A 25,585-nucleotide genomic window follows, 5' to 3' on the forward strand; every position below is an offset into this window, starting at 1 on the left:
TACTGTATAAACATACAGTAACACGACGGGCGGGAACTTTATGCGTACTCAATCACTCTACCAACCTCATTTCGGCCATGGCTCTTATACAACGCGCAATGTTGCGAAGAACACGGATATCGGCAAAGAGAATGGCTTGATCAGTGAACTTGTTTACAACGAGCGCCAGCCCGCAGTGGCTCAATTACTGTTGCCCCTGCTGCTGCAATTGGGCAAGCAGTCTCGCTGGCTTCTGTGGCTGACGCCGCAGCAAAAATTAAGCAAGCAATGGCTGCAGCAATCCGGTCTGCCTGTAGATAAAATGGTGCAACTGAGCCAGATCAGCCCGGTGAATACGGTCGAGGCGATGGAAAAAGCGCTGCAAACGGGAAATTACAGCGTGGTTCTCGGCTGGTTGCCCGAGCTAACGGAGGAGGATCGTCTAAAATTAAGACGTGCGGCAGAATTGGGTAATGCCTATGGGTTTATCATGCGCCCTCAACGTGACATTAGCCCGACTCACGGACACTGTTCTACCCTAAAAATTCACTCTTCTTTGTATCATTAAGTAAATTTAGGATTTTTCCCATCATTTTCGCACCCCCTAAGCGGAACCTTTGTGGGGGAAGGCAAAAAGCGAGTCCGGCTGCGGTTTGGCAGGCAAAAACGCTCGATGAATCGCCGCTTTTTTAGGCTAAGAATGTTAGCAAATATGTACGATTCCGCGTTTTTTTTAGAGCCTTATCACATCACACTTGTAACTTTCGCGCCACGTTGTAGACTTTACATCGCCAAGGTTGCTCTATAACGTCAGAAAAACTGGCGAGTAACAAACGAGGGCTTAAACCTTGGCGAAGGAATTTAACCAAGGGCTTAAACAGCTTTAAAGCTCATTGCCTATTTGGATGATAACGAGGCGCAAAATGAAAAAGACAGCTATCGCATTAGCAGTGGCACTGGCAGGTTTCGCTACCGTAGCGCAAGCCGCTCCAAAAGATAACACCTGGTACACCGGTGCTAAACTGGGCTGGTCCCAGTACCACGACACTGGTTTCTACGGTAACGGTTACCAGAACGGTATCGGCAACGGCCCAACCCACAAAGATCAGCTGGGTGCCGGCGCGTTCCTGGGCTACCAGGCAAACCAATACTTGGGCTTCGAGCTGGGCTATGACTGGCTCGGCCGCATGCCTTACAAAGGCAGCGTGAACAACGGTGCTTTCAAAGCGCAGGGCGTTCAACTGGCCGCTAAACTGAGCTACCCAATTGCTGACGATCTGGACATCTACACTCGTCTGGGTGGTATGGTATGGCGTGCAGACTCCAAAGCTAACTACGGCCGTACTGGTCAGCGTCTGAGCGACCACGACACCGGCGTTTCTCCGCTGGCTGCTGTTGGTGTTGAATACGCACTGACCAAAAACTGGGCTACCCGCCTGGATTACCAGTTCGTAAGCAACATCGGTGACGCAGGTACCGTTGGCGCACGTCCAGACAACACCATGCTGAGCCTGGGCGTTTCTTACCGCTTCGGTCAGGATGACGTAGTTGCTCCAGCACCAGCTCCGGCTCCAGCTCCAGTTGTTGAAACCAAGCGTTTCACTCTGAAGTCTGACGTGCTGTTCAACTTCAACAAATCTACTCTGAAAGCAGAAGGCCAGCAGGCTCTGGATCAGCTGTACACCCAGCTGAGCTCCATGGATCCTAAAGACGGCTCCGTAGTTGTTCTGGGTTACACCGACGCCGTTGGTTCTGACCAGTACAACCAGAAACTGTCTGAACAACGCGCACAGAGCGTTGTTGACTACCTGGTCTCCAAAGGCATCCCGTCAGACAAAATCTCTGCACGTGGTATGGGTGAAGCAGATGCAGTTACAGGCAACACCTGTGGCTACAAATCTGGCCGCGCAACCAAAGCTCAGATCGCTTGCCTGGCACCAGATCGTCGCGTAGAGATCGAAGTTAAAGGTATCAAAGACGTTGTAACTCAGCCTCAGGGCTAAGTTTACTCGCCTAATAAAAAACCCCGCCAATGCGGGGTTTTTTTTCGTCCTCTTGTTGCCAGAACATTCAATGCCTGGCGCCATAGGGGCGTTCTCACGCGCTTACTTGGGATCTTTGCCAAGAATCGCCTTCAAGTCTTCTTTCAACGACGACATCTGGTTCGCATACTTTTCTTTGCGTTCAGCGTCTTCGATAAGCTGCACGACGGTTTCCGACAGCGTAACGCCACGGCGGCGCGCCAGGGCAGCCAATCGTTGCCAAACCAAAAACTCCAGATCGATAGATTTTTTACGCGTATGCTGATGTTCTGCGTTAAAATGACGTTTGCGGCGGGCGCGGATCGTTTGTTTCATCCGGTTATCCAGTTCCGGATTCATATGAGCGGCAATCCATGCAAGTACCTTTACCGGCTCATTTTCCAGCTTCAGCAGCTCGTTAACCGCCTCCTGAGCAGCGCTGTTTTCAATGTAGCGGGTAATGAGTTCCCCTTCCCGATGCTTTTTCACCAGGTACTTCCATTTCCAACCGCTCTCCAGATTTTCCAGTTGCTGATATTTCATCTTGAGCTCTTCAGTGACCGCGTAACTTCAAATAAGCATAACAGCTTTGCGCCGAATTTCCCCGGCAATTAAACCGTCTTTTAGACTGTTTTTTGCACAGTCACCGCGCGATGTCAAACTCCCTGATGCCAACTGGCACTCCACATGTATCAAGCCGCCGTTATTCTTGTATAATCGCCCTTTCCCTTTTTAACGATTGCATCTAACACTTTGACCAATAACCGACTTGAATGGCAATCTTTATTGCCGGACGTAACGCCTTATCAGGCGATATTTGATACCGCCGCTCAGTTGGCACCCGTGCCCTTTTCCGCCATTCAGCCTCGGCTGGAAAATGCCCTGACGCTATTTTGCCACCCCCAATCGCCACCGCGTTTCATGCTGTTGAAAGCGCAAGAAACGCGAGAGTATCTGGAACTGATCGCTCACGCCGTCAAACCACTGCTGCCGAAAAATACGGCATGCCGCGGCAGCCACTATGTCATTCAGGATGGCAAGGTCAGCGTCGAGCCAGCCAGCCGTGGCGATGAACCTTTTGCCGCCGGCGGCGCTTGTCTGTTCCAGGAGTGGATTGAACCGGAACAGCTGTTTGGCTGCGTACGGATCCACAATGGCGACATTACCCTGCAGCCGGGTCTGGTGCACCAGGCCAACGGCGGCATTCTGATTCTGTCGGCGCGGGCGCTGCTTGCTCAGCCGTTGCTGTGGCTGCGGCTGAAGCAAATGATCGGCCAGCGTCAGTTCCACTGGGTTTCGCCAGACGAAACCCGCCCGCTGCCGGTAGCCATTCCACCGATGCCGCTGGATCTGCGGCTGATTGTAGTCGGCGATCGTCACGGCCTGGCCGATTTTCACGATATCGAGCCGGAACTGAGTGAACAAGCGATCTACGGTGAATTCGAAGACGATCTGCAGCTGACTGAAGTTGATGATATGACGCAGTGGTGCGGTTACGTCAACGGCGTGATTGCCGACCAGCAATTGCCGATGCTGGCGAACGACGCCTGGCCGCCGCTGATCGTCCAGGCTGTGCGTTACAGTGGCGATCAGGGCATTCTGCCACTCTCGCCGGTTTGGCTTGGCCAGCAGCTATCCGAAGCCGCACTGTATGCCGAAGAAGATCGCATTACGGCCAAAGCGTTCGAGGCGGCGTTAAATGCCCGAGAATGGCGCGAAAGCTATCTGGCCGAGCGTATGCAGGATGAGATTGAGTTGGGTCAGATCCTGATTGAGACCGAGGGTGAAGTGGTCGGACAGATCAACGGTCTGTCTGTCCTGGATTATCCCGGTCATCCACGCAGCTTTGGCGAACCGTCACGGATCAGTTGCGTTGTGCATCTCGGCGACGGCGAGTTCACCGACGTCGAGCGCAAAGCCGAACTGGGCGGCAACCTGCACGCTAAAGGCATGATGATCATGCAGGCGTTTCTGATCGCCGAACTGGATCTTGATCAGCAGCTGCCCTTCTCCGCTTCCATCGTCTTTGAGCAATCTTATGGTGAAGTGGATGGTGACAGCGCCTCGCTGGCTGAGCTATGCGCATTGGTCAGCGCCCTGTCACAGCAACCGATCACCCAGCAGATCGCCGTCACCGGCTCCGTCGACCAATTCGGCAACGTACAGCCGATAGGTGGCGTTAACGAAAAGATCGAAGGTTTCTTCGAGGTTTGTGTACGCCGCGGCCTGACGGGCAAACAGGGTGTCGTATTGCCCGTGACCAACGTGCGCCATCTGTGTCTGCGTCAAGATATCGTCGACGCGGTGCGCGAGGGGCAGTTCCATCTGTGGGCGGTAGAGAGCGCGGCGGAAGCCTTGCCTTTACTCACAGGTTGCCTCTACTCTGACGAACAACAGCCGAATTTGTTGGCGGCCATTCAGGAACGGATTGCGCAGGTGAGCCTGCAGGAACGCCGTCGTCCGTGGCCGCTGCGCTGGCTCAACTGGTTCAACCACGGCTGATCGGACTTGTTCAGCGTACACGTGTTAGCTAACCTGCGTCCTTCATTAAAATAAGGCTTACTGAGAACATGGTAGATAAACGCGATTCCTATACGAAAGAAGACCTCGAAGCATCCGGCCGTGGCGAGCTGTTCGGCGCCGGTGGCCCACCGTTGCCGGCAGGTAACATGTTGATGATGGACCGCGTGGTCAAGATGACCGAAGACGGCGGGACTCACAACAAAGGTTATGTGGAAGCGGAGCTGGATATTAATCCGGACCTATGGTTCTTCGGTTGCCACTTTATCGGCGATCCGGTCATGCCAGGCTGTCTGGGCCTGGATGCGATGTGGCAGTTGGTCGGTTTCTACCTCGGTTGGCTGGGTGGCGAAGGCAAAGGCCGCGCGCTGGGCGTTGGTGAAGTCAAGTTTACCGGCCAGGTGCTGCCAACCGCGAAAAAAGTGACCTACCGTATTAACTTCAAACGCGTCATCACCCGTAAGCTGATCATGGGCGTCGCCGATGGCGAAGTGCTGGTTGACGGCGAAGTGATCTATACCGCCACCGATCTGAAAGTGGGTCTGTTCAAGGATACCACAGCGTTCTAATCACGCAGACGAGAGGGCGGCCATCGTCTTCTTTGCTAATGCTCTTCGCATGCCATCACGCCCAGCGTGATGGCATTTCTTTCTCTTACCGTTTAAAGACTACCTACCTCCTTTAATCGCCCGCTACCGAACCGATTTATCCCTCCTGTCTCTACCCTTTTCCTACCCGAAACGGTCAAAGCCACAGGCCAATTTGAGCGCCCCCTCCCACAGCCAGCTATCGACACGATAGCGTTTTTTGCATCCGGTTATTTTCTTGCCCCTTAAAATCACCTAGTATAGCCACCCATGTAACTACAATAAATGTACCAACTAAGGGCCGATATGCAAAAAACCCGCTTTAGCGATGCACCTTGCCCCGTCGCACGTTCATTAGATCGTGTCGGAGAATGGTGGAGCATTCTGATCCTGCGTGATGCCTTTCAGGGGTTATCCAAATTCGACGAATTCCAACAAAGTCTGGGGATGTCACCGACTCTCCTGGCCCGGCGACTGAAGGATTTGGTAGCCCACGGCATTCTGCATAAGCAACGTTATCAAACGCGGCCGGTTCGCTATCAGTATCTGCTCACCGAACGCGGCAACGATTTTCTCCCCGTGCTGGCAGCTCTCTCAGAATGGGGCAATCGCCATTTGATCGATGGTGACATCAGCGCCTTGTTAGTCGACGGCCGCACCGATCGGCCGATCCAGGTCCAATTGGTCAATGTCGATACCCAACAGCAGGTGCCGCCGCAGTTTATTACGTTGGCACCAGGGCCTGCGGCAAATGAAGGCATACATCAACGCGCCGCACTGATGCGGCAACGGCGCCTCGCCGATTTACCCGAATTTACCAAGGAGCCATCATGAGCAATCGTCGTATCGTCATTACCGGCATGGGCGCCGTTTCACCGCTAGGGTGCGGTGTTGAAGCCATCTGGCAACGTTTGTTAAAAGGAGAGTCCGGCATTCGGGCGTTGCCTGACGAGATCGGTGCAGATTTACCGGTCAAGGTCGGAGGACAGGTCCCGGCGCTGGCGCAAGATGCTGAAGCGGGCTTCAACCCCGACGCCTCCGTCGCCCCCAAGGACCAAAAGAAAATGGACCGCTTTATCCTGTTTGCTATGGCGGCGGCGGATGAAGCCGTTCGTCAGGCCGGCTGGATAGCCGATACGGACGAAAAACAAGAGCGCACCGCCACCGTCATCGCCTCGGGCATTGGCGGCTTCCCGGCGATTGCCCAGGCGGTGCGCACCACCGACAGCCGCGGCGCCAAGCGGCTGTCGCCGTTCACCATCCCCTCATTCCTGGTCAATCTGGCGGCCGGCCACGTTTCAATCAAACACCACTTCAAGGGGCCGATTGGCGCGCCGGTCACCGCCTGTGCCGCCGGCGTGCAAGCCATTGGCGACGCAGTGCGTATGATCCGCAATGATGAAGCCGATATCGCCGTGTGCGGCGGTACCGAAGCCGCTATAGATACCGTCAGCCTGGGCGGGTTCGCCGCCGCGCGCGCCATGTCCACCGCTCCGGCCGAGTTGGCAAGGCAGGCTTCCCGGCCTTTCGACAGTGCACGGGACGGATTTGTCATGGGGGAAGGTGCCGGCATGCTGGTGATTGAAACGCTGGAACACGCGCTGGCGCGCGGCGCCACCCCGCTCGCGGAAATCGTCGGTTATGGCACCAGCGCCGACGCCTACCACATGACCTCCGGTGCCGAAGACGGCAACGGTGCTTATCGGGCGATGAAAATCGCGTTGAGGCAGGCGAACATCGCCCCAGAAGAGGTTCAGCATTTAAACGCACACGCGACGTCGACACCCGTAGGGGATCTGGGCGAAATCAATGCCATCAAACACCTGTTTGGCACGACAGGAAGCGTCGCGGTAACCTCGACAAAATCCGCCACCGGGCACCTGCTCGGCGCCGCCGGGGGGCTGGAAACCATCTTTACCGCCTTGGCGCTGCGCGATCAGATCGCCCCCGCGACGCTGAATCTGGACAATCCCGATCCGGCGGCGGCAGGTTTACACCTGGTCGCGAAACGGGCTGAATCGATGAACATAACCTACGCCTTATCGAACGGCTTCGGCTTTGGCGGCGTGAATGCGAGTATTCTACTGAAACGCTGGCAGGACGAGTAAACGGCACAAACAAAAACCTCCGCCAAGGGCGGAGGTTATTCCTTTTATTTGACAGGGAGCCGCTTAAGCGGTCACAGCCCTGTCTTCCATGGCTTCTCGCCAACCTCCCAGCCATTGAGACCGGGCGTCCACCGATGATTGGTAGGGACAATGTTCCCTGGAACGCCCTAAAATACCTGCCTGATACCCTCTCGAATGCGCCCTTTCCAGACGATCGCGTTTCTGTCTCTTCATGCCTCGTTTCCCTCATTTTGGTCTGGTGGAAAGAAAACAATGGCTGCTTTTTGCGCAGCCACGAGTAATCAATAGCGCTAAAAGAAGAGAAGATCAATGCGCAAAATTCACGCCAATGTCATATTTGTGAGCTACGCCCGAGGAAAGTGCTAAGTGGCTGATCTGCCGGGAAAGTGGTTAACTGTTTGAAATTAAATAGAAATCCCTGCCAGCGAGAAAAAACGGATTTTCACGCCGACAGGGATTAGACGATTTTAGACCAAATTATGACTAAATGCCGCCCATCTGTGCTGCGATAGCCTGAGCTTCCTGCTGCCATCCCTGCGCCAGAGTGCGCACCAGGGCATCATAGCCGTCTTCACCCTGTTTCAGCTCCAGGTTGAAAGGCCTTTTGATCAAATGCCCCTGGCGATTCAGCACCCACTCGCCGCGAATGATCGCCTTGCCGTCAAAACGGCCGTGGAAGCCGCTGATGGTCACGTTCAGCACATCCTGATCGCTGCTCATCGGCTGCGAAGAGACCACCCAGCCCGGCAGCGCGCTGCTCAGGTTGGTGACCAGCGTTTGCTGCAGCTGCTGGTCGAGCGGGCTGGCCCACAGGTTGTTCTGGGCTATCACATACTGTACGTCGTTGGTCTGATACACCACGCCGCTCTGCGCCAGATAATCCGCCACGCTCACGTGTTCCAGCCACAGCTGACGCGTGGAAGCGCCGTTGCTGCTGGCCGCAGCAGGCGCACCCAGCGCCGGCAACTGATAGTAAGTCTTCTGTGGCGAACTGCTGCAGGCGCTGAGCAACAGCGCCAGGGCTACCGGGATCCATTTCATCATTTCGTGGCCTTCTTCGGCTGAGGGTCAGTGCTGCCGGCGGCTTCAAACACCAGCGCGTTGCTCTTCTCATTCAGGGTGCGCAGCACCGGTTGCAGCTCACGCAATACCTGATCGAGGCGCTGCATGTCGCCCACCATCTTGTTGTAAGCCGGTGAACCAGGCTGGAACCCTTTCATGCTGCGGTTCAGTTCCAACAGCGTTTTCTGCATGTCCTGCGGCAGCGCCTGCATCTCTTTGCTGGCGATGATGTCGTTCAGCGACTTCATGGTCTGCTGCGTCGACTTCATGGTTTTCTGACTCTCCGCCAGCGTCTTGGTCGCTTCGTTGATCATCGGATTGATCGGCATCGAGTTGATCTTATCCAGCGTCTGCATCAGTTTCTGCTGGATCTGCGCCAGACCGCCGCTGGTGGTCGGCATCAGCGGGTAACCGAACAGCTCGCGCGGCCCTTTCCACGGTTTTTCCTGCGGATAGAAGTCGAGATCGATGTACAGCGAACCGGTCAGCAGGTTGGCGGACTTCATCGAGGCGCGCATGCCGCGAGATTCCGCATCTTTCAGGTGCCCTTCAATATCGAAGTTGCCGCCCAGCTGTTTCTGGAAGCGATCCGGCTCGATGCGGATCAGCACCGGAATGCGGTAATCGTTATCCAGACGCTGCGCCATGCCGTCTTTATAGAACGGCACCTGCGCCACCGTACCCAGACGGATGCCGCGGAACTCGACCGGCGCGCCCGGCTGCAGGCCGCGTACCGAGTCGGAGAAGAACAGCAGGTAGTCTTTATGCACGGTATACAGCGAATCCTGCGTGCTGCGCTGGTTGTCGAACAGCTGATATTCCGCCTTTTCTTTCGCCTGTTCGCCGCGATCCCAACCGTCCGGCACGTCAAAACTGACCCCGCCGCTGAACAGCGTGGTCAACGAGCCCATCTCCACCCGCATGCCCTGTGCCGACATATCGAACGCCACGCCGCTGTCTTTCCAGAAGCGCACGTTGGTGGTGACCAACTGATCGTAAGGCGCGGTGATGAACAGCTGATAGCGCATGGCGCGTTCTTTAGGATCGAAGTAGCTGGTTTCCACCGACCCGACGCGATAACCGCGGAACAGCACCGGATCGCCGGCGTTGAGCTGGCCTGATTTCTCGCTGTCCAGCACGATGCGCAACCCTTTGGCATCCGGGGAAGCCAGCGGCGGCGCATCGAGCAGCTGATAGTTGTCTTTGCCGTCTTTGCCTTTGTTGCCCGGCTGCAGTTCGATATAGGCGCCGGAGAGCAGCGTGCCCAGCCCGGAGACGCCTTCACGGCCGATCTGCGGCTTCACCACCCAGAAGGCGGAATCCTGGCGCAGCAATTTCTCCATGCCGGAATTGAGACGCGCCTGCACCATCACCTTGCTCAGGTCATCGCTCAGCGTGACGGTTTCCACCACCCCGACGTCAACGCTGCGGCTTTTGATTTTGGTTTTACCCGCTTCCAGCCCTTCCGCCGTCGTGGTCACCAGCGTCACCACCGGCCCCTGATGGCTGAAGTGGTAAAACAGGATCCAGGCGCCGATCAGCGCGGTCACGATGGGAATGATCCACACCGGCGACCAGCGTTTGATCTTCTCAACGTCTGCGACGCTATGATTATTTTCCGTCACCTTGCGGCTCCTTGTTGATTGTTTCACTTGCGCGATCCCAGGTCAGCCGGGGATCAAATGTCATGGCGGCGAACATGGTGAGGATCACCACCAGCGCGAACAGCACGGCGCCCGTCGCGGGATAAATGCTCATCAACTGCCCCATTCGCACCAACGCCGACAACACGGCGATCACAAACACGTCGATCATTGACCAACGGCCAACGAATTCGACCACTTCATAAATCAGATGCATACGCTCGCTGTCGGCGCGCGGTTTCTTCCTGCCGTTCGCATCCCAGCACAGCCAGCCGATCGCCAACATTTTCAGCGACGGCACCATGATACTGGCGATGAAAATCACCATCGCCACCGGATAAGAGCCGTCCCCCCACAGCAGGATCACCCCCGCCATGATGGTGGAGTTCATCTTGTTGCCCAGCGCCTCGGTCACCATGATCGGCATCAGGTTGGCCGGAATATACAGCATGACAGAGGTCACCAGCAGCGCCAGCGTCCACTGCAGGCTGTGACGACGCCGCACGTAGCCCTTGGTGTGACAGCGCGGACAGCGCACCTGATCGGCCGGCAGGATCGCCGTGCAGCACGCGCAGGAGCGCACGCCCTGGCGCATGCCGGTGCGCCCCACCGTCAGCGGGCGATGCAGTCGCGGCGCCGGTTCGATATCCTGCCACAGCCAGCGCCGATCCACGCACTGGAAGGCGCGCACCTGCAGCAGGCAGAACAGGCAGTAAGGCACGAAGCTACTGCCGATGCCGATATCGCCGTAGGCCATCAGCTTGACGAAGCTGACCAGCACCCCGGCAAGGAAAATTTCCACCATGCACCAGGTCTTGAACTGGAACAGCACCCGAGCCATCCACTCTTTGAGCCCCAGCGGCAAGCGCACTCTGGCGCACAGCAGGATAATCGCCACCATGCAAAACGCCGGGATCAGCTGCACGAACACCATAAACAAGGTGGCCATGCTGGCGTAGTCTTCCGCCACCATCACTTCCGGGATTTGGATCAGCCGGATTTCGTTGCCGAGGCCGGCGACGCGCATGTTGATAAACGGGAAAATGTTGGCCAGCACCAGCATGAACAAGGCGCTGAGCGCGTAACCGATCGGCCGCTTGCGCGGCTCGTCCCAGCGGGCGCTGAGCGTGGTTTTGCAGCGCGGGCATACCGCTTTGCTGCCATAGGCCAGCGGCGGCAGCGCCACCAGCATGTCGCACTGCGGACACAGCATCAGGTTATCCTGCTGCGCCGCCGAGGGTGCGGAATGACTATGCTGCTGATGATTGTTGTGGGAACACACCATATTCCTCCTAAATAACGTCGCTCACCGGCACGTCGATGCCGCCCGCAGCAGCGCGCGGGCGGCATCGCAACGGTCAGCCGTTTTTCATCGCTTCCAGCTCTTCCCAACGGGCGAAAGCCTGTTCCAGCGCTTGCTCGGCATCAGCCAGCGCCGTCAGCACTTCTTGCGTTTCGCTATGCGGCCGCGTGAAGAAGTCGGCGTCGCTCATCTGCGCCTGCAGCGCTTCGATTTCCGCTTCCAGCTGTTCGAGCCGCTGCGGCAACTGTTCCAGCTCACGCAACAGGTTGTAACTCAGCTTGGCCGCCGTTTTCTTCGGCTGTTCGGCCTTTTTCTCCGCCGCCGGTTTGCTCGCGCTCGGCGCCGCCTGACGAATCGGTTTCGCCGTCGCGCGCTGATGATGCGCATCGTAGTAACCGCCGACGAAGGCATTGATCACGCCGTTGCCTTCGAAGATCCAGCACTCGGTCACCGAGTTGTCAACGAACTGACGATCGTGGCTGACCAGCAGCACGGTGCCCTGATAGCCGTCGATCAGCTCTTCCAGCAGCTCCAGCGTTTCGACGTCGAGATCGTTGGTTGGTTCATCGAGGATCAACAGATTGCTCGGTTTCAGAAACAGCTTAGCCAACAGCAAGCGGTTACGCTCACCGCCCGACAGCGCCTTCACCGGCGTCATCGCGCGTTTCGGGTGGAACAGGAAGTCCTGCAGATAGCCCAATACGTGGCGAGGACGGCCGTTGACCATCACTTCCTGCTTGCCTTCCGCCAGGTTGTCCATCACCGTGCGCTCAGGATCGAGATCGGCGCGGTGCTGGTCGAAATAGGCCACTTCCAGCTTGGTGCCGCAGTGCACGCGGCCGCTGTCGGCTTTCAGCTGACCGAGCATCAGTTTCAGCAGCGTGGTTTTGCCGCAGCCGTTCGGCCCCACCAGCGCAATCTTGTCGCCGCGCTGCACCTGGGCGGAGAAACCGCACACCAGCACCTTTTCGCCAACCTGATAATTGACGTCTTCCAGCTCGAACACGATTTTGCCGGAGCGGGTCGCCTCTTCCACCTGCATCTTGGCGGTGCCCATCACTTCGCGGCGCTGCGAGCGCTCGACGCGCAGCGCCTTCAGCGCGCGCACGCGGCCTTCATTGCGGGTGCGGCGCGCCTTGATTCCCTGACGGATCCAGACCTCTTCCTGCGCCAGCTTGCGGTCGAACTCGGCGTTTTGCAGCTCTTCCACCCGCAGCGCTTCTTCTTTGCTCTGCAGATACAGATCGTAGTTGCCCGGCCAGGAAACCAGCTTGCCGCGATCCAGATCGACGATGCGCGTCGCCATGTTGCGGATAAACGAACGGTCGTGCGAGATGAAGACGATGCTGCCGTCGAACTCTTTCAGGAAACCTTCCAGCCAGTCGATGGTTTCGATATCCAGGTGGTTGGTCGGTTCGTCGAGCAACAACACGCGCGGCGAGCTCACCAGCGCGCGGCCCAGCGCCGCTTTACGCAGCCAGCCGCCGGACAGTGAGGAAAGCTCGGCGTCGCCGTTCAGCCCCAGCTGCAGCAGCACTTCGCTGATGCGGCTGTCGAGCTGCCACAGCCCCTGGTGATCGAGGATCTCCATGATTTGCGCCATGCGCGCCAGGTTTTTCTCGCTCGGATCGCTTTCCACCAGGTGGGAGATCGCGTGATAGGCCTTCAGGTGTCCTGCCTGCTCCGCAACGCCTTCCGCCACGAAGTCGAACACGCTGCCGCCGATATTGCGCGGCGGATCCTGTTGCAGACGCGCCACGATCAGATCCTGTTCGTAGATCACCCGGCCGTCGTCCAGCGGGATCTCTTTGCCGAGGATCTTCAGCAGCGTGGATTTGCCGGCGCCGTTGCGCCCGACCAGACACACGCGCTCGTTGTCTTCAATATGAATTTCGGTGTTGTCTAACAGTGGCGCATCGCTGAAAGAGAGCCAGGCGCCGGACATGCTGATTAACGACATAGTAATTATTTTCCTTCGCCGGCGTGAGTCACCAGCCAGCAGTTGTGGATCTGACGGTTACGGGCAAAATCCTGCGACAGCGTCTTGGCGGTGATCTCTTTCGCCTCCAGACCCAACGCGCTCAGCCCTGCCATATCCATTTGGAAACCGCGCTTGTTGTTCGAGAACATGATGGTCCCGTTGCGGCGCAGCAACCGTTTCAAATCTTTCATCAGCGCCAGATGATCGCGCTGCACGTCAAAGGTGTTCTCCATCCGCTTGGAGTTGGAGAACGTCGGCGGATCGATGAAGATCACGTCGAACTGTTCATTGGCGTTGCTCAGCCAAGACAGGCAATCGGCCTGGATCAGCCGATGCTGACGGCCGGTCAGGCCGTTGGCGCGCAGGTTCTTCTCCGCCCATTCCAGGTAGGTGCGCGACATGTCCACCGTGGTGGTGCTGCGCGCGCCGCCCAGCCCGGCGTGCACGCTGGCGGTGCCGGTATAGGCGAACAGGTTGAGGAAGTCCTTGCCATTGCTCATCTCGCCCAGCATACGGCGCGCGATGCGGTGATCGAGGAACAGGCCGGTATCGAGATAGTCGGTCAGGTTGACCCACAGCTTGGCGTTATACTCTTCCACCAGCAGGAACTCGCCCTTCTGCGCCAGTTTCTCGTACTGATTTTTGCCCTTCTGGCGCTCGCGGGTTTTCAGGATCAGCTGATTCGACGGCAATTCCAGCACCGCCAGCGTCGCGTTGATCACATCGAACAGGCGCTGACGCGCCTTCTGCGCATCGACGGTTTTCGGCGGCGCATACTCCTGCACCACCACCTTGCTGCCGTAACGGTCCACCGCGACGTTGTATTCTGGCAGATCGGCGTCGTACAGGCGGTAGCATTCAATGCCTTGTTGCTTCGCCCACTTGTCGAGCTTCTTCAAATTCTTGCGCAGACGGTTGGCGAAATCTTCCGCCACCTGCACGCCGCCGGTGGCGCTACCGGCCGGGCTTGCCGCCAGCTGATAGTTTTTCTGCACGCACTCCAGCGGGCCGTTCTTCGCCTTGAACTGGCGCTCGGCGCGCAGCTGCAGGCAGCTCAACAGCTCCGGCGAGGCGCTGAACAGCGACAGTTGCCAACCGCCGAAGGCGTTTTTCATCACGCGCCCCAGCATGTTGTGCAGCGCGATCAGCGCCGGTTCGCTTTCCAGACGCTCGCCGTAAGGCGGGTTGCTGATCACCGTGCCGTGCGGGCCTTCCGGCAGCGGGTTGGTCAAGCGCGCGACGTCGCCGACGTTGAAGGTGATCAGCTCGGCGACGCCGGCGCGGCGGGCGTTGCCGCGCGCCATTTCAATCACCCGGCGATCGATATCGGAGCCGAAGAAGCGAGAGGCGGTTTCCTGCAGGCCGCGACGCGCACGCACCTGCGCTTCGGTGGTGACTTCACGCCACAGTTCGGCGTTGTGGCCATTCCAGGCGCTAAAGCCCCAGTGTTGACGGTGCAGGCCCGGCGCGCGATCGGCGGCGATCATCGCCGCTTCGATCAACAGCGTGCCGGAGCCGCACATCGGATCGAGCATCGGCGTGCCCGGCTGCCAGCCGGAACGCAACACGATGGCGGCCGCCAGGTTTTCCTTCAGCGGTGCCTGGCCGGTGAGATCGCGGTAGCCGCGCTGATGCAGTCCTTCGCCGCTCAGATCGAGCGCCACGCTGGCCATATCGCGCTGCAGGAAGACGTTAACGCGAATGTCCGGCTGCTGCTTGGCGACCGTCGGGCGTTGGTCGAGTTTACGGGTGAAGCTGTCAACGATGGCGTCTTTCACCTTCAGCGCGCCATACTGGCTGTTGCGGATCTCTTCGTTCACGCCGCTGAAATGCACGGCAAAGGTTTTATCCACGCCAAAAATGCTCGGCCAGTCGATCGCCTGCACCCCGAGGTACAGATCCAGATCGCTGTGCACGCGGAATTCGTTCAGCGGCAACAGAATGCGCGAAGCCAGGCGGCTCCACAGCAGGCTTTGGTACAGAAGACGATCGTCACCCTGAAAATGTACCCCGCCCTGCACCACTTTGCAGTCGTGAGCGCCAAGCGCTTCCAGCTCGCTTTTTAACAGTTCTTCCAATCCACGCGCCGTGCTGGCAAACAGAGAGTTCATATCGTACTTATCACCAAAAAGAAAATTGTTGCGCATTATAGCTAATCCGCACCGCTTGTCATAAAGTTGCTCCCTTCTATTTAATCATCGCACGGAGATAAGGGTGATCACGCTTTCCAGACTCTACGTCCATCCGGTTAAATCACTGCGCGGCCTGCAGCTTTCCTACGCCCAGGTCGGCAGCAGCGGTCTGGCCTTCGACCGCAACTTTATGATCACCGAGCCGGACGGCACCTTTATTACCGCGCGCCAATACCCGCAGATGGTGTTGTTCACGCCGGCGCTGTTGCCGGACGGGCTATTCCTGACCGCGCCGGACGGCGAAAGCGCCGCCATTCGCTTCAGCGACTTCGCCGCCGCGCCGCAGCCGACCGAGGTGTGGGGCAACCATTTCACCGCGCTGATCGCGCCAGATGAGATCAACCGCTGGCTAAGCGGCTATTTCCAGCGCGACGTGCAGCTGCGCTGGCTGGGGCCGGAGCTGACCCGCCGGGTGAAGAAGCACCCCGAAATCCCACTGACGTTTGCGGACGGCTATCCTTATCTGCTGATTAACCAGGCTTCGTTTAACGATCTGCAGCAGCGTTGCCCCGGCAGCATCAAGCTGGAGCAGTTCCGCCCCAATCTGGTGGTGAGCGGCGCCACCGCCTGGGCCGAGGACGGCTGGCAGGTGATCCGCGTCGGCGACGTGATGTTCGATCTGGTGAAACCCTGCAGCCGCTGCGTGCTCACCACCGTCAGCACCGAGCGCGGCCGCAAGCACCCGAGCGGCGAGCCGCTCAGCACGCTGCAAAAATTCCGCTCCGCCGACAACGGCGATATCGATTTCGGCCAGAATATGATCGCCCGCAACAGCGGCATCATCCGCGTGGGCGATACGGTGGAAGTGCTGTCGACCAAGCCGCCGCGCCCTTATGGCGCAGGCAAAGTGGTGGAGAGCGTGCAGGCGCCGCAAGACAGCGCGCACAGCGTCACGATCGAATATGAAGGAAAGGTGTTTACCGGCAACAACCAGCAGATCTTGCTCGAACAGTTGGAACAGCAAGGCATCCGCGTACCTTACTCCTGCCGCGCCGGGATTTGCGGCAGTTGCCGCATTACGTTGCTGAACGGTGAAGTCGCGCCCCTGAAGAAAAGCGCGCTGGGCGACAACGGCACCATCCTGTGCTGCAGCTGCATCCCGAAAAGTGATTTGACCCTGGCGTAAACCGCCTTATACCGCCCTGTCGTAAGCCGGGGCGGCGCTTTCATCCTGTGCGCAGGGCTTCAGCCGATCGTGCATCACCTTGATGGCGTCGCCCAAGACCATGGTACGGCCAGCGACCGTCAGCTGATTTTGCGCCAGCAGGCACAGGCTGGCGTTATCCCCGGCCTCCACCACCAGCAAGCGCGCTTCCGCGCCGCTCTCCATCACTTTCACCGCCGCCAGCTCGCCGTTTTTCGGCTGCAGCGGGTAATGCTGCTGCGAGAAATGCCAGCTCTTTGGCATCAGCGGTTTCAGGAAGCGATAGGCGACCAGCGCATTCAGCACCAGCTCGGCGCGCTGTTCATGGCTAAGCTTGACCTGCTTGCACTGTTCTTCATAGGTGAAATAAAGGGCGGCGTCATCCACGCAAAAAGCACATTCATCAAAGGCGTCCGGCGTTAACATTTTGGCCGGGAAACGTGAACGAAAGATCATACCATTAGCTAAATCCAGCATTAGCCGATCGTGTTCGGCATCAAAATACCAACGCCAATTATCGTCAGGTTTTATCTTCATTTCGTATCCTTCTCGCTGCCTATGCCAACGCCGCACTCACCCTAAAAGGCGATTTTATCACCGATGAAATCGCTTAAACATCGGATAATTCCGCGAACGATATTTAAGCTAACGAACAAAATATAGACGAGCCGGGGGCAGAAATAAACCCCCGGAATAAAATGAGAGGAAAAATATTAGATATGGGTAACGATATCTTTAATCAAACGCGGGCCGTGATAGATAAATCCGGAATAAATTTGCAGCAGGCTCGCGCCGGCCTCCATTTTTTCGCGCGCCGCCGTCAGCGAATCGATGCCGCCTACGCCAATAATCGGCAGGCGCCCCTGCAGTTCGGTGGAGAGACGACGGATAACTTCGGTGCTGCGTGATTGCAACGGACGCCCGCTTAACCCGCCCGCTTGTTCGCAGTAATTCAACCCCTGGATCAATTTTCGATCCAACGTGGTATTGGTGGCGATCACGCCATCGATATTATGCCGCACCAGGCTATCGGCAATTTGGATCAATTCTTCTTCTGAAAGATCCGGCGCGATCTTTACCGCCACCGGCACATATTTGTGATGACGCGCATGTAATTCCTGCTGCTTATTTTTAATCGCAGCCAAAAGATCGTCCAGCGCTTCGCCATACTGTAAGGATCGTAGCCCCGGCGTATTCGGTGAAGAGATGTTAATCGCGATATATCCGGCATACGGATAAACTTTATCCATGCAGATCAAATAATCGTCTTTGCCCTGCTCGACCGGCGTGTCTTTATTCTTGCCGATATTGATCCCAAGAATGCCGCCGAAATGGGATTTCTTAACGTTTTCAACCAGATTGTCCACGCCATGGTTATTGAACCCCATGCGGTTAATCAGGCCTTCCGCCTCAACCACGCGGAACAAGCGCGGCTTGTCGTTGCCCGGTTGCGGACGCGGCGTCACGGTGCCGACTTCCACATGGCCGAAGCCCATCGCGCCGAACGCATCGATGCATTCGCCGTTTTTATCCAGACCGGCGGCCAATCCCAGCGGGTTTTTAAACGACAGCCCCATGCAGTTGACCGGTTTGGTCGGCACGGACTGACGGACAAGAAACGCTAATGGGGTGCCGGTAATACGGCTGAGCTGACGAAAGGTCACTTCGTGCGCGCGCTCCGGATCGAGCTGGAACAACGCTTTCCTGATGAGGGGGTAGTACATGGACTCTCCTGATTTCCCGGTTGCAAACCGGGGGCGTATTATCCGGTATCCCCCGCCTAATTGGAATTGATTAAAGGCAAAAAAAGCCGTTTTTACGCAATCGTTTTCCCTCTTCACCGCCAAATCGGCGCTAATCCGCTTTTGCGCATATCCAAATCAAAAAATGAGATTTAAAAAACGCGCCCGGTTGCTGGTAGGTTTAAAACACTTCCTATTGATTTTCTAATTAAACCTAACTTTTAGTTATAAGGAGTGGCAATGCGCGTTATATCACTGGCCGGTAGCCCACGCATCCCATCACGTTCCGCCGCGCTGCTCTCGCTGAGTCAGAACTGGCTGCGGCAGCAAGGGGTGGAAGTGACGGCCTATACCCTGCACGACTTTGACGCCGAAGATCTGCTGTACGCCAACTTCAACAGTCCGGCGATCAAGGCGTTTGCCGAGCAGCTGGCGCAGGCCGACGGCCTGCTGATTTCCACGCCGGTTTATAAAGCGTCGTTCTCCGGCGCGCTGAAAACCCTGCTGGATCTGCTGCCGGAACGCGCTCTGGATCATAAGGTGGTGTTGCCGCTGGCGACCGGTGGTTCGATCGGCCACATGCTGGCGGTGGACTATGCGTTGAAACCGGTACTGGCGGCGCTGAAAGCGCAAGAGGTGCTGCACGGCGTGTTCGCCGACGACAGCCAGATCCAGCTGACCGACGAAAGCGCCACGCTCACCGACGCCGTGGCCGCCCGGCTGGAAGAGGCACTGGCCAGTTTCTATCTGGCGCTTGGCCGCCGCAAACCGCCGGCGCTGCGCGTCGCCTCGCCACTGGCGGCGCGTCAAACCGCCTGAAACGCCTAGAAAAGGAGAGCCTGAATGAAACAACGCATCGCTTTGCGGCGTTGGCTGAGCGCCGCCGCCTTCACCGGCCTGCTGTCGCTGGTTTGGGCCAACGCCGCCGTCGCTCAGGATCCGGCGCAGTTCCGCATCGGCTACCAAAAAGGATCGGTCAGTCTGGTGCTGGCGAAGAGCCACCGGCTGCTGGAGGAACGTTTCCCCGCCACCCGCATCAGTTGGATCGAGTTTCCCGCCGGCCCGCAGATGCTGGAGGCCTTGAACGTCGGCAGCATCGATCTGGGCAGCACCGGCGATATTCCGCCGATCTTCGCGCAGGCCGCCGGGGCCGATCTGCTGTATGTCGGCGTTGAGCCGCCCAAACCGAAGGCGGAAGTGATCCTGGTGCCGGAAAACAGCCCGATCAAAACCGTCGCCGATCTGAAAGGCCATAAGGTCGCGTTCCAGAAAGGATCCAGCTCACATAACCTGCTGCTGCGATCGCTGCAAAAAGCCGGACTGAAATTTACGGATATCCAGCCCGCCTATCTGACGCCCGCCGATGCGCGCGCCGCATTCCAACAGGGCAACGTCGATGCCTGGGCGATCTGGGATCCTTATTATTCCGCCGCGCTGCTGCAGGGCGGCGTGCGGGTGCTCGGCGACGGCACCGATCTGAACCAGACCGGCTCCTTCTATCTGGCGGCGCGCCCTTATGTCGAAGCCAACGGCGCCTTTATCAGCCAGGTCCTGACGGTGCTGACCCAGGCCGATGCGCTCACCCGCAGCGACCGGGCGCAAAGCGTGACCTTGCTGGCCAACGCCATGGGGCTGCCGGAACCGGTGATCGCCAGCTATCTGGATCACCGCCCCCCGACCGCCATCACACCGCTCGATGCGCATACCATCGCCGCGCAGCAGCAAACCGCCGACCTGTTTTACGCCAACCGGCTGGTGCCGGTGAAGGTCGACATCTCGCAACGCATCTGGCGCCCTAGCGCGCAATAAATACGGGAGAGCATTGACGATGAGCCTGAACGTTTTCTGGTTTTTACCCACCCACGGCGACGGCCACTATCTTGGCAGCGCACAAGGGGCGCGCAGCGTCGATCACGGTTACTTGCAGCAGATCGCCCAGGCGGCGGATCGGCTGGGATTCGGCGGCGTGCTGATCCCCACCGGCCGCTCCTGCGAAGACTCCTGGCTGGTGGCCGCCTCGCTGATCCCGGTCACCCAGCGGCTGAAATTTTTGGTCGCGCTGCGGCCGGGCATCATCTCCCCTACGCTGGCGGCGCGCCAGGCGGCGACGCTGGATCGCCTGTCCAACGGGCGCGCCCTGTTCAATCTGGTCACCGGCGGCGATCCGGAAGAGCTGGCGGCCGAGGGGCTGCACCTTAGCCATGAAGAACGCTACGAAGCCTCAACCGAGTTCACCCACATCTGGCGCCGGGTGCTGGAAGGGGAAACCGTCGATTTCCACGGCAAGCATATTCAGGTGAAAGGCGCCAAACTGCTGTTCCCGCCGGTGCAACAGCCGCGCCCGCCGCTCTATTTCGGCGGATCCTCCGCCGCCGCGCAGGATCTGGCCGCCGAGCAGGTAGAAATGTATCTCACCTGGGGAGAGCCGCCGGCGCAGGTTAAGGCGAAGATCGAAGAGGTGCGCGCCAAAGCGGCGGCGAAAGGCCGCCAGGTGCGTTTCGGCATCCGGCTGCACGTCATCGTGCGGGAAACCACCGAAGAAGCCTGGCGCGCCGCTGACCGGCTGATCGCCCACCTCGATGAGGAAACCATCGCCAACGCGCAGCAGGCCTTTGCGCGCTTCGACTCCGTCGGCCAACGGCGCATGGCGGCGCTGCACGGCGGCAAAAAGGATAATCTGGAGATCAGCCCGAACCTGTGGGCCGGCATCGGCCTGGTGCGCGGCGGCGCCGGCACCGCGCTGGTGGGCGATGGCCCGACGGTCGCGGCGCGCATGCAGGAATATGCCGATCTGGGCATCGACACCTTTATTCTCTCCGGCTATCCGCATCTGGAAGAGGCCTACCGCGTCGGCGAATTGCTGTTCCCGCACCTCGATCTGGCGCAGGAGGAAACGCCCGCTCGCCTTCAGCCGGTGCGTCCGCAGGGCGAAGTGGTGGCCAACATCTATGTTCCGCAAAAAGTATCGCAGAGCTGAGGAGCGCCTCGATGGCAAATAACGTACAACGCATCCTGTACCGGCTGGCCCCCTGGGCGCTGCCGCTGGCGCTGGTGATCATCTGGCAAATCGCCGTCGAAACCGGCTGGCTCTCCAACCGCATTTTGCCGGCGCCGAGTGCGGTGCTGGCCGCCTTCTGGCGCCTGAGCCAAAGCGGCGAACTGTGGCAGCACCTGAGCATCAGCAGCCAGCGCGCGTTGTTAGGCTTCGCCATCGGCGGCAGCATCGGACTGATACTCGGCTTTATTACCGGGCTGTCGCGCTGGGGCGAACGCCTGCTGGACAGCTCGGTGCAAATGATCCGCAACGTGCCGCATCTGGCGCTGATCCCGTTGGTGATCCTGTGGTTCGGCATCGATGAATCCGCCAAGATCTTTCTGGTGGCGCTCGGTACGCTGTTCCCGATTTATCTCAATACCTATCACGGCATCAAAAACATCGATCGCGGCCTGTTGGAGATGGCCCGCAGCTACGGCCTGAGCGGTTTTCGCCTGTTTACACAGGTGGTGCTGCCGGGCGCGCTGCCGTCGATTATGGTCGGCGTGCGTTTCGCTCTCGGCTTCATGTGGCTGACGCTGATCGTCGCCGAAACCATCTCGGCCAATTCGGGCATCGGCTACCTGGCGATGAACGCGCGTGAATTTCTGCAAACCGACGTGGTGGTGGTGGCGATCGTGCTGTACGCCCTGCTCGGCAAGCTGGCGGACGTGGGCGCGCAGCTGCTGGAGCGCGTCTGGTTGCGCTGGCATCCGGCCTATCAACTGAAACAGGGAGAAGCGCTATGACCCTTCCCGCTCGCCTTGCGCAAGGCACGCCGGTGACGCTGGAGTCTATCGGCAAACGTTACGGCAACCGCACGGTGCTGGACAATATTCAGCTGCGCATTTCCGCCGGGCAGTTCGTGGCGGTGGTTGGCCACAGCGGCTGCGGCAAGAGCACCCTGCTGCGCCTGTTGGCCGGCCTGGAACAGGCCAGCAGCGGCGCTTTGCTCAGCGGCAACGCGCCGCTCGCCGCCGCTAAAGAGGATACCCGGTTGATGTTTCAGGATGCGCGCCTGTTGCCGTGGAAAACGGTGATCGATAACGTGGGTCTGGGTCTGGGTCTGGGTCTGGGTCTGGGTCTGGGGCTGCGCGGCCAGTGGCGCGACGCGGCGTTGCAAGCCCTGGAAGCGGTCGGTTTGGCGGATCGCGCCCGCGATTGGCCGGCGGCGCTGTCCGGCGGACAAAAACAGCGGGTCGCCCTGGCGCGCGCACTGATCCACCGCCCCCGTCTGCTGCTGCTGGATGAACCGCTCGGAGCGCTGGATGCCCTGACGCGCATCGAGATGCAAGGGCTGATAGAAACGCTGTGGCTACAACACGGTTTTACCGTACTGCTGGTCACACATGACGTCAGCGAAGCCATCGCGCTGGCGGATCGGGTGATCCTGATTGAAGAGGGGCATATCGGGCTGGATCTGAGCATCGATCTGCCGCGGCCGCGCCGCAAAGGCTCGGCCAGGCTGGCGGAACTGGAGGCCGAAGTGCTGGAACGGGTGTTATCGCCGCCTGCCGCGACGGACGCCGCGCGCCGGGCGGCGAATTGAATGAAAAAGGGACGGCCCAGGCCGTCCCTTGATGTCTCTAGCGCGAAAAAATCAGGCGTCGAGCGCCTTGCTGATCTTCTCGTACAGATCGCCGGACAGGTTTTCCAACCCTTTCAGCTGTTCCAGCGCCTTACGCATCAGCGCCTGGCGGCCGGCATCGTAACGCTTCAGGCGAATCAGCGGTTCGATCAGGCGCGCGGCGATCTGCGGATTGCGCTGGTTGAGATCGCTGAGGATCTCCACCAGGAACTGATAGCCGCTGCCGTCCGCGGCATGGAACGCCGCCGGGTTGCCGGAAGCGAAGCCGCCGATCAGCGAACGGGTGCGGTTCGGGTTGCTCAGGCTGAACGAACGGTGATGCAACAGCGCGCGCACCTTGCTCAACACGTCTGCTGCCGGGCTGCTGCCCTGCAGCACGAACCATTTGTCCATCACCAGGCCATCCTGATGCCAGCGCTCGTCGAACGCCGCCAGCAGCGCATCGCGGCACGGCAGCTGGGCCGCGACCGCGGCAGACAGCGCCGCCAGCGAGTCGGTCATGTTGTCCGCCTGGCGATACTGTTCGTTCACCAGCTGGTCCGCCAGCGCCACATCTTCGCCGAACGCCAGATAGCCCAGGCACACATTGCGCAAGGCGCGCTTGGCGATCTCGGCGTGCTCCACGCGGTAGCCGTCGGTCTTGTTGGCGTGATACACCGCCAGCCACTCATCGGCCAGTTCCCGCGCCAGGCAGCGTACGATCGCTTCGTGCACCGCGGCGATCGCTTCCGGATCGATAGTGGCGAACAGCTCGGCGATTTCGTTCTCCGACGGCAGCGTCAGGATCTGCGCCGCCAGCGCCGGATCCAGTTTTTCGTCCAGCAGCACCGCACGGAACGCATCGGCCACGTGCAGCGGCAGCGACAGTGGCTGCTTCTGCTGGTGCCGCGCCACGTTCAGTTTGATGTAGGTCGCCAGCAGGCTCTGCGCCGCATCCCAACGCGCAAACTCATTGCGCGCATGCTGCATCAGGAAGGTCAGTTGCTGATCGCTGTACGGATAGTCCAGTTTCACCGGCGCAGAGAATTCACGCAGCAGCGACGGCACCGGCTTGTGCGCCACGCCGTCGAACACGAAGGTCTGCTCCGCTTCGGTGACGTTCAGCACGTTGTTGACCGGCAGGCCGCCTTTTTGCAATGGAATGACATTGCCTTCGCTGTCGTACAGTTCGATATCCAGCGGAATATGCAGCGGCAACTTCTCCGGCTGATCGGCGGTCGGCGCAGTTTTCTGGCTGACATGCAGGCGATATTGCTGAGTTTCCGCATCGTACTCGTCGCGCACCGTCAACAGCGGCGTGCCGGACTGGCTATACCAACGGCGGAAGCGCGACAGATCGACGTTAGACGCATCCTCCATCGCCTGCACGAAATCGTCGCAGGTAGCGGCGCTGCCGTCGTGGCGTTCGAAATAGAGCTGCATCCCTTTCTGGAAGTTCTCCTCCCCCAACAGGGTATGCATCATGCGGATCACCTCGGAACCCTTTTCATACACCGTGAGGGTGTAGAAGTTGTTCATCTCGATGACTTTGTCCGGTCGGATGGCGTGCGCCATCGGGCTGGCGTCTTCGGCAAACTGCGCGCCGCGCATCACGCGCACATTGTCGATGCGGTTGACCGAACGCGATCCCAGATCGGAACTGAATTCCTGATCGCGGAACACCGTCAGCCCCTCTTTCAGACTGAGCTGGAACCAGTCGCGGCAGGTCACGCGGTTACCGGTCCAGTTGTGGAAGTATTCGTGGCCGATCACCGCTTCGATGTTCAGGTAATCCTTGTCGGTCGCGGTTTCCGCCTTCGCCAGCACATATTTGGAGTTAAAGATATTTAACCCTTTGTTCTCCATCGCGCCCATATTGAAGAAATCGACCGCCACAATCATATAAATGTCGAGATCATATTCCAGGCCGAAGCGGGTCTCATCCCACTTCATCGAGTTCTTCAGCGAAGTCATCGCCCAGTCGGCGCGATCCAGGTTGCCGCGATCGACGAACAGCTCCAGTGCGACCTTACGGCCGGAACGGGTGGTGAAGCTGTCGCGCAGCACGTCGAAATCCCCCGCCACCAGCGCGAACAGGTAGCAAGGTTTCGGGAACGGATCCTGCCATTGCACCCAGTGGCGGCCATCGGCCAATTCGCCCTGGCCGATGCGGTTGCCGTTCGACAGCAGGAACGGATAGCGCGTCTTGTCGGCCACGATGCGGGTGGTAAAGCGCGCCAGCACGTCCGGGCGATCCTGGTAATAAGTAATGTGGTGGAAGCCTTCGGCTTCGCATTGCGTGCACAGCGCATCGCCGGACAGGTACAGCCCTTCCAGCGCGGTGTTCTTCGCCGGGTGAATATCGTTGACAATGGTAAGAGTGAATTGTGCCGGCAACTCTTCGATGATCAGCTGGTTATCCTGCTGACGGTAGGCGCTCCACGGTTGGCCGTCCACCTGAATGCTCACCAGCGTCAAATCTTCGCCATCCAGCACCAGCGGTGCACCGGCCGCCCCCTGACATTTGATTTTACTGACGGCGGTCACGCGGGTGGTTTCCGCGTCCAGACTGAAGTCCAAATCGATATCGGTCGTGGTGTAATCGGGCGCGCGATAATCGTGGCGGTATTTTGCCTGTGGCTGTTGTGTCATAAAAACCCTTAAACGTCTCAGTGAGTTAT

General features: G+C 58.8%; 22 protein-coding genes. 12 read left to right on the forward strand and 10 right to left on the reverse strand.

Annotated elements, in window-relative coordinates; genetic code table 11:
- Positions 1–40: 40 nt before the first annotated feature.
- Both sulA and ompA read left to right on the forward strand, forming a co-directional pair.
- The gene (sulA, locus tag L085_RS19660) at positions 41–547 is read left to right on the forward strand and encodes an SOS-induced cell division inhibitor SulA (RefSeq protein WP_015377359.1); all 507 of its coding nucleotides are present in this window, start codon (positions 41–43) and stop codon (positions 545–547) included.
- Positions 548–902: 355 nt separating this feature from the next.
- Positions 903–1,982: a porin OmpA gene (ompA, locus tag L085_RS19665; protein ID WP_015377358.1), complete on the forward strand. Its 1,080-nt coding sequence runs from the start codon at positions 903–905 to the stop codon at positions 1,980–1,982.
- 102 nt (positions 1,983–2,084) lie between these two features.
- On the opposite strand, the gene matP is transcribed toward ompA, so the two are convergent.
- On the reverse strand, positions 2,085–2,543 hold the full coding sequence (gene matP, locus L085_RS19670) for a macrodomain Ter protein MatP (protein ID WP_004928138.1): 459 nt from the start codon (positions 2,541–2,543) through the stop codon (positions 2,085–2,087).
- 210 nt (positions 2,544–2,753) lie between these two features.
- Between matP and L085_RS19675 the strand changes: the two genes are divergently transcribed.
- From L085_RS19675 to fabF, 4 genes are all read left to right on the forward strand, one after another.
- The gene (locus L085_RS19675) at positions 2,754–4,502 is read left to right on the forward strand and encodes a Lon protease family protein (RefSeq protein WP_031300128.1); all 1,749 of its coding nucleotides are present in this window, start codon (positions 2,754–2,756) and stop codon (positions 4,500–4,502) included.
- A 68-nt stretch (positions 4,503–4,570) separates the two neighbouring features.
- Positions 4,571–5,089 (forward strand): bifunctional 3-hydroxydecanoyl-ACP dehydratase/trans-2-decenoyl-ACP isomerase, encoded by a 519-nt coding sequence (gene fabA, locus L085_RS19680; protein WP_004928144.1) that lies wholly within the window; start codon positions 4,571–4,573, stop codon positions 5,087–5,089.
- 324 nt (positions 5,090–5,413) lie between these two features.
- Positions 5,414–5,941: a helix-turn-helix domain-containing protein gene (locus L085_RS19685; RefSeq protein WP_031300129.1), complete on the forward strand. Its 528-nt coding sequence runs from the start codon at positions 5,414–5,416 to the stop codon at positions 5,939–5,941.
- Positions 5,938–7,215: a beta-ketoacyl-ACP synthase II gene (fabF, locus tag L085_RS19690; protein WP_044031521.1), complete on the forward strand. Its 1,278-nt coding sequence runs from the start codon at positions 5,938–5,940 to the stop codon at positions 7,213–7,215. Before L085_RS19685 ends, fabF begins: the two co-directional genes overlap by 4 nt.
- 63 nt (positions 7,216–7,278) lie before the next feature.
- Here fabF and rmf read toward each other — a convergent pair whose 3' ends face one another.
- The 6 genes from rmf to rlmKL all read right to left on the reverse strand — a co-directional run bounded on the left by rmf (position 7,279) and on the right by rlmKL (position 15,336).
- Positions 7,279–7,449, reverse strand: a complete 171-nt coding sequence (gene rmf, locus L085_RS24860) for a ribosome modulation factor (protein WP_004928150.1) — start codon at positions 7,447–7,449, stop codon at positions 7,279–7,281.
- A 270-nt stretch (positions 7,450–7,719) separates the two neighbouring features.
- Positions 7,720–8,280, reverse strand: coding sequence for a membrane integrity-associated transporter subunit PqiC (pqiC, locus tag L085_RS19695; RefSeq protein WP_044031522.1), 561 nt, complete (start codon positions 8,278–8,280; stop codon positions 7,720–7,722).
- Complete coding sequence (pqiB, locus tag L085_RS19700) at positions 8,277–9,923, reverse strand: intermembrane transport protein PqiB (RefSeq protein ID WP_044031523.1); 1,647 nt, start codon at positions 9,921–9,923, stop codon at positions 8,277–8,279. Before pqiB ends, pqiC begins: the two co-directional genes overlap by 4 nt.
- A complete protein-coding gene (pqiA, locus tag L085_RS19705; protein WP_015377352.1) occupies positions 9,910–11,226 on the reverse strand; it encodes a membrane integrity-associated transporter subunit PqiA in 1,317 nt (438 codons plus the stop codon). Before pqiA ends, pqiB begins: the two co-directional genes overlap by 14 nt.
- A gap of 73 nt (positions 11,227–11,299) precedes the next feature.
- Positions 11,300–13,204, reverse strand: coding sequence for an ABC transporter ATP-binding protein (locus L085_RS19710; RefSeq protein ID WP_044031524.1), 1,905 nt, complete (start codon positions 13,202–13,204; stop codon positions 11,300–11,302).
- Between the two features lie 5 nt (positions 13,205–13,209).
- Positions 13,210–15,336: a bifunctional 23S rRNA (guanine(2069)-N(7))-methyltransferase RlmK/23S rRNA (guanine(2445)-N(2))-methyltransferase RlmL gene (gene rlmKL / locus L085_RS19715; protein ID WP_031299849.1), complete on the reverse strand. Its 2,127-nt coding sequence runs from the start codon at positions 15,334–15,336 to the stop codon at positions 13,210–13,212.
- Between the two features lie 103 nt (positions 15,337–15,439).
- Between rlmKL and L085_RS19720 the strand changes: the two genes are divergently transcribed.
- On the forward strand, positions 15,440–16,543 hold the full coding sequence (locus L085_RS19720) for a YcbX family protein (protein ID WP_044031525.1): 1,104 nt from the start codon (positions 15,440–15,442) through the stop codon (positions 16,541–16,543).
- A gap of 6 nt (positions 16,544–16,549) precedes the next feature.
- Here L085_RS19720 and L085_RS19725 read toward each other — a convergent pair whose 3' ends face one another.
- Positions 16,550–17,098 (reverse strand): cell division protein ZapC, encoded by a 549-nt coding sequence (locus L085_RS19725; protein WP_004928171.1) that lies wholly within the window; start codon positions 17,096–17,098, stop codon positions 16,550–16,552.
- Positions 17,099–17,274: 176 nt separating this feature from the next.
- On the reverse strand, positions 17,275–18,285 hold the full coding sequence (gene pyrD / locus L085_RS19730) for a quinone-dependent dihydroorotate dehydrogenase (protein WP_015377348.1): 1,011 nt from the start codon (positions 18,283–18,285) through the stop codon (positions 17,275–17,277).
- A gap of 258 nt (positions 18,286–18,543) precedes the next feature.
- On the opposite strand from pyrD, the gene ssuE reads away from it, so the two are divergent.
- The 5 genes from ssuE to ssuB are packed head-to-tail and all read left to right on the forward strand — an operon-like array spanning position 18,544 to position 22,886.
- Positions 18,544–19,122 carry an NADPH-dependent FMN reductase gene (gene ssuE / locus L085_RS19735; RefSeq protein ID WP_044031526.1) on the forward strand — a complete coding sequence of 193 codons (579 nt, stop codon included), beginning with the start codon at positions 18,544–18,546 and terminating at the stop codon, positions 19,120–19,122.
- A gap of 24 nt (positions 19,123–19,146) precedes the next feature.
- On the forward strand, positions 19,147–20,112 hold the full coding sequence (locus L085_RS19740) for a sulfonate ABC transporter substrate-binding protein (protein WP_015377347.1): 966 nt from the start codon (positions 19,147–19,149) through the stop codon (positions 20,110–20,112).
- Between the two features lie 19 nt (positions 20,113–20,131).
- Positions 20,132–21,280 carry an FMNH2-dependent alkanesulfonate monooxygenase gene (gene ssuD / locus L085_RS19745; protein WP_015377346.1) on the forward strand — a complete coding sequence of 383 codons (1,149 nt, stop codon included), beginning with the start codon at positions 20,132–20,134 and terminating at the stop codon, positions 21,278–21,280.
- An 11-nt stretch (positions 21,281–21,291) separates the two neighbouring features.
- Positions 21,292–22,086 carry an aliphatic sulfonate ABC transporter permease SsuC gene (gene ssuC, locus L085_RS19750; protein WP_044031527.1) on the forward strand — a complete coding sequence of 265 codons (795 nt, stop codon included), beginning with the start codon at positions 21,292–21,294 and terminating at the stop codon, positions 22,084–22,086.
- Complete coding sequence (gene ssuB / locus L085_RS19755; RefSeq protein WP_044031528.1) at positions 22,083–22,886, forward strand: aliphatic sulfonates ABC transporter ATP-binding protein; 804 nt, start codon at positions 22,083–22,085, stop codon at positions 22,884–22,886. Before ssuC ends, ssuB begins: the two co-directional genes overlap by 4 nt.
- Positions 22,887–22,937: 51 nt before the next feature.
- Here ssuB and pepN read toward each other — a convergent pair whose 3' ends face one another.
- Positions 22,938–25,556: an aminopeptidase N gene (pepN, locus tag L085_RS19760; RefSeq protein WP_044031529.1), complete on the reverse strand. Its 2,619-nt coding sequence runs from the start codon at positions 25,554–25,556 to the stop codon at positions 22,938–22,940.
- Between the last annotated feature and the right edge of the window lie 29 nt (positions 25,557–25,585).

This window comes from Serratia sp. FS14 (assembly GCF_000695995.1).
GTDB lineage: Bacteria > Pseudomonadota > Gammaproteobacteria > Enterobacterales > Enterobacteriaceae > Serratia > Serratia nematodiphila.

Coding starts and splice junctions, on each gene's coding strand:
- sulA (WP_015377359.1), top strand. CDS start 41: ATGCGTACTCAATCACTCTACCAACCTCATTTCGGCCATGGCTCTTAT.
- ompA (WP_015377358.1), top strand. CDS start 903: ATGAAAAAGACAGCTATCGCATTAGCAGTGGCACTGGCAGGTTTCGCT.
- matP (WP_004928138.1), bottom strand. CDS start 2,543: ATGAAATATCAGCAACTGGAAAATCTGGAGAGCGGTTGGAAATGGAAG.
- fabA (WP_004928144.1), top strand. CDS start 4,571: ATGGTAGATAAACGCGATTCCTATACGAAAGAAGACCTCGAAGCATCC.
- L085_RS19685 (WP_031300129.1), top strand. CDS start 5,414: ATGCAAAAAACCCGCTTTAGCGATGCACCTTGCCCCGTCGCACGTTCA.
- fabF (WP_044031521.1), top strand. CDS start 5,938: ATGAGCAATCGTCGTATCGTCATTACCGGCATGGGCGCCGTTTCACCG.
- rmf (WP_004928150.1), bottom strand. CDS start 7,449: ATGAAGAGACAGAAACGCGATCGTCTGGAAAGGGCGCATTCGAGAGGG.
- pqiC (WP_044031522.1), bottom strand. CDS start 8,280: ATGATGAAATGGATCCCGGTAGCCCTGGCGCTGTTGCTCAGCGCCTGC.
- pqiA (WP_015377352.1), bottom strand. CDS start 11,226: ATGGTGTGTTCCCACAACAATCATCAGCAGCATAGTCATTCCGCACCC.
- L085_RS19710 (WP_044031524.1), bottom strand. CDS start 13,204: ATGTCGTTAATCAGCATGTCCGGCGCCTGGCTCTCTTTCAGCGATGCG.
- rlmKL (WP_031299849.1), bottom strand. CDS start 15,336: ATGAACTCTCTGTTTGCCAGCACGGCGCGTGGATTGGAAGAACTGTTA.
- L085_RS19725 (WP_004928171.1), bottom strand. CDS start 17,098: ATGAAGATAAAACCTGACGATAATTGGCGTTGGTATTTTGATGCCGAA.
- pyrD (WP_015377348.1), bottom strand. CDS start 18,285: ATGTACTACCCCCTCATCAGGAAAGCGTTGTTCCAGCTCGATCCGGAG.
- ssuE (WP_044031526.1), top strand. CDS start 18,544: ATGCGCGTTATATCACTGGCCGGTAGCCCACGCATCCCATCACGTTCC.
- L085_RS19740 (WP_015377347.1), top strand. CDS start 19,147: ATGAAACAACGCATCGCTTTGCGGCGTTGGCTGAGCGCCGCCGCCTTC.
- ssuD (WP_015377346.1), top strand. CDS start 20,132: ATGAGCCTGAACGTTTTCTGGTTTTTACCCACCCACGGCGACGGCCAC.
- ssuC (WP_044031527.1), top strand. CDS start 21,292: ATGGCAAATAACGTACAACGCATCCTGTACCGGCTGGCCCCCTGGGCG.
- ssuB (WP_044031528.1), top strand. CDS start 22,083: ATGACCCTTCCCGCTCGCCTTGCGCAAGGCACGCCGGTGACGCTGGAG.
- pepN (WP_044031529.1), bottom strand. CDS start 25,556: ATGACACAACAGCCACAGGCAAAATACCGCCACGATTATCGCGCGCCC.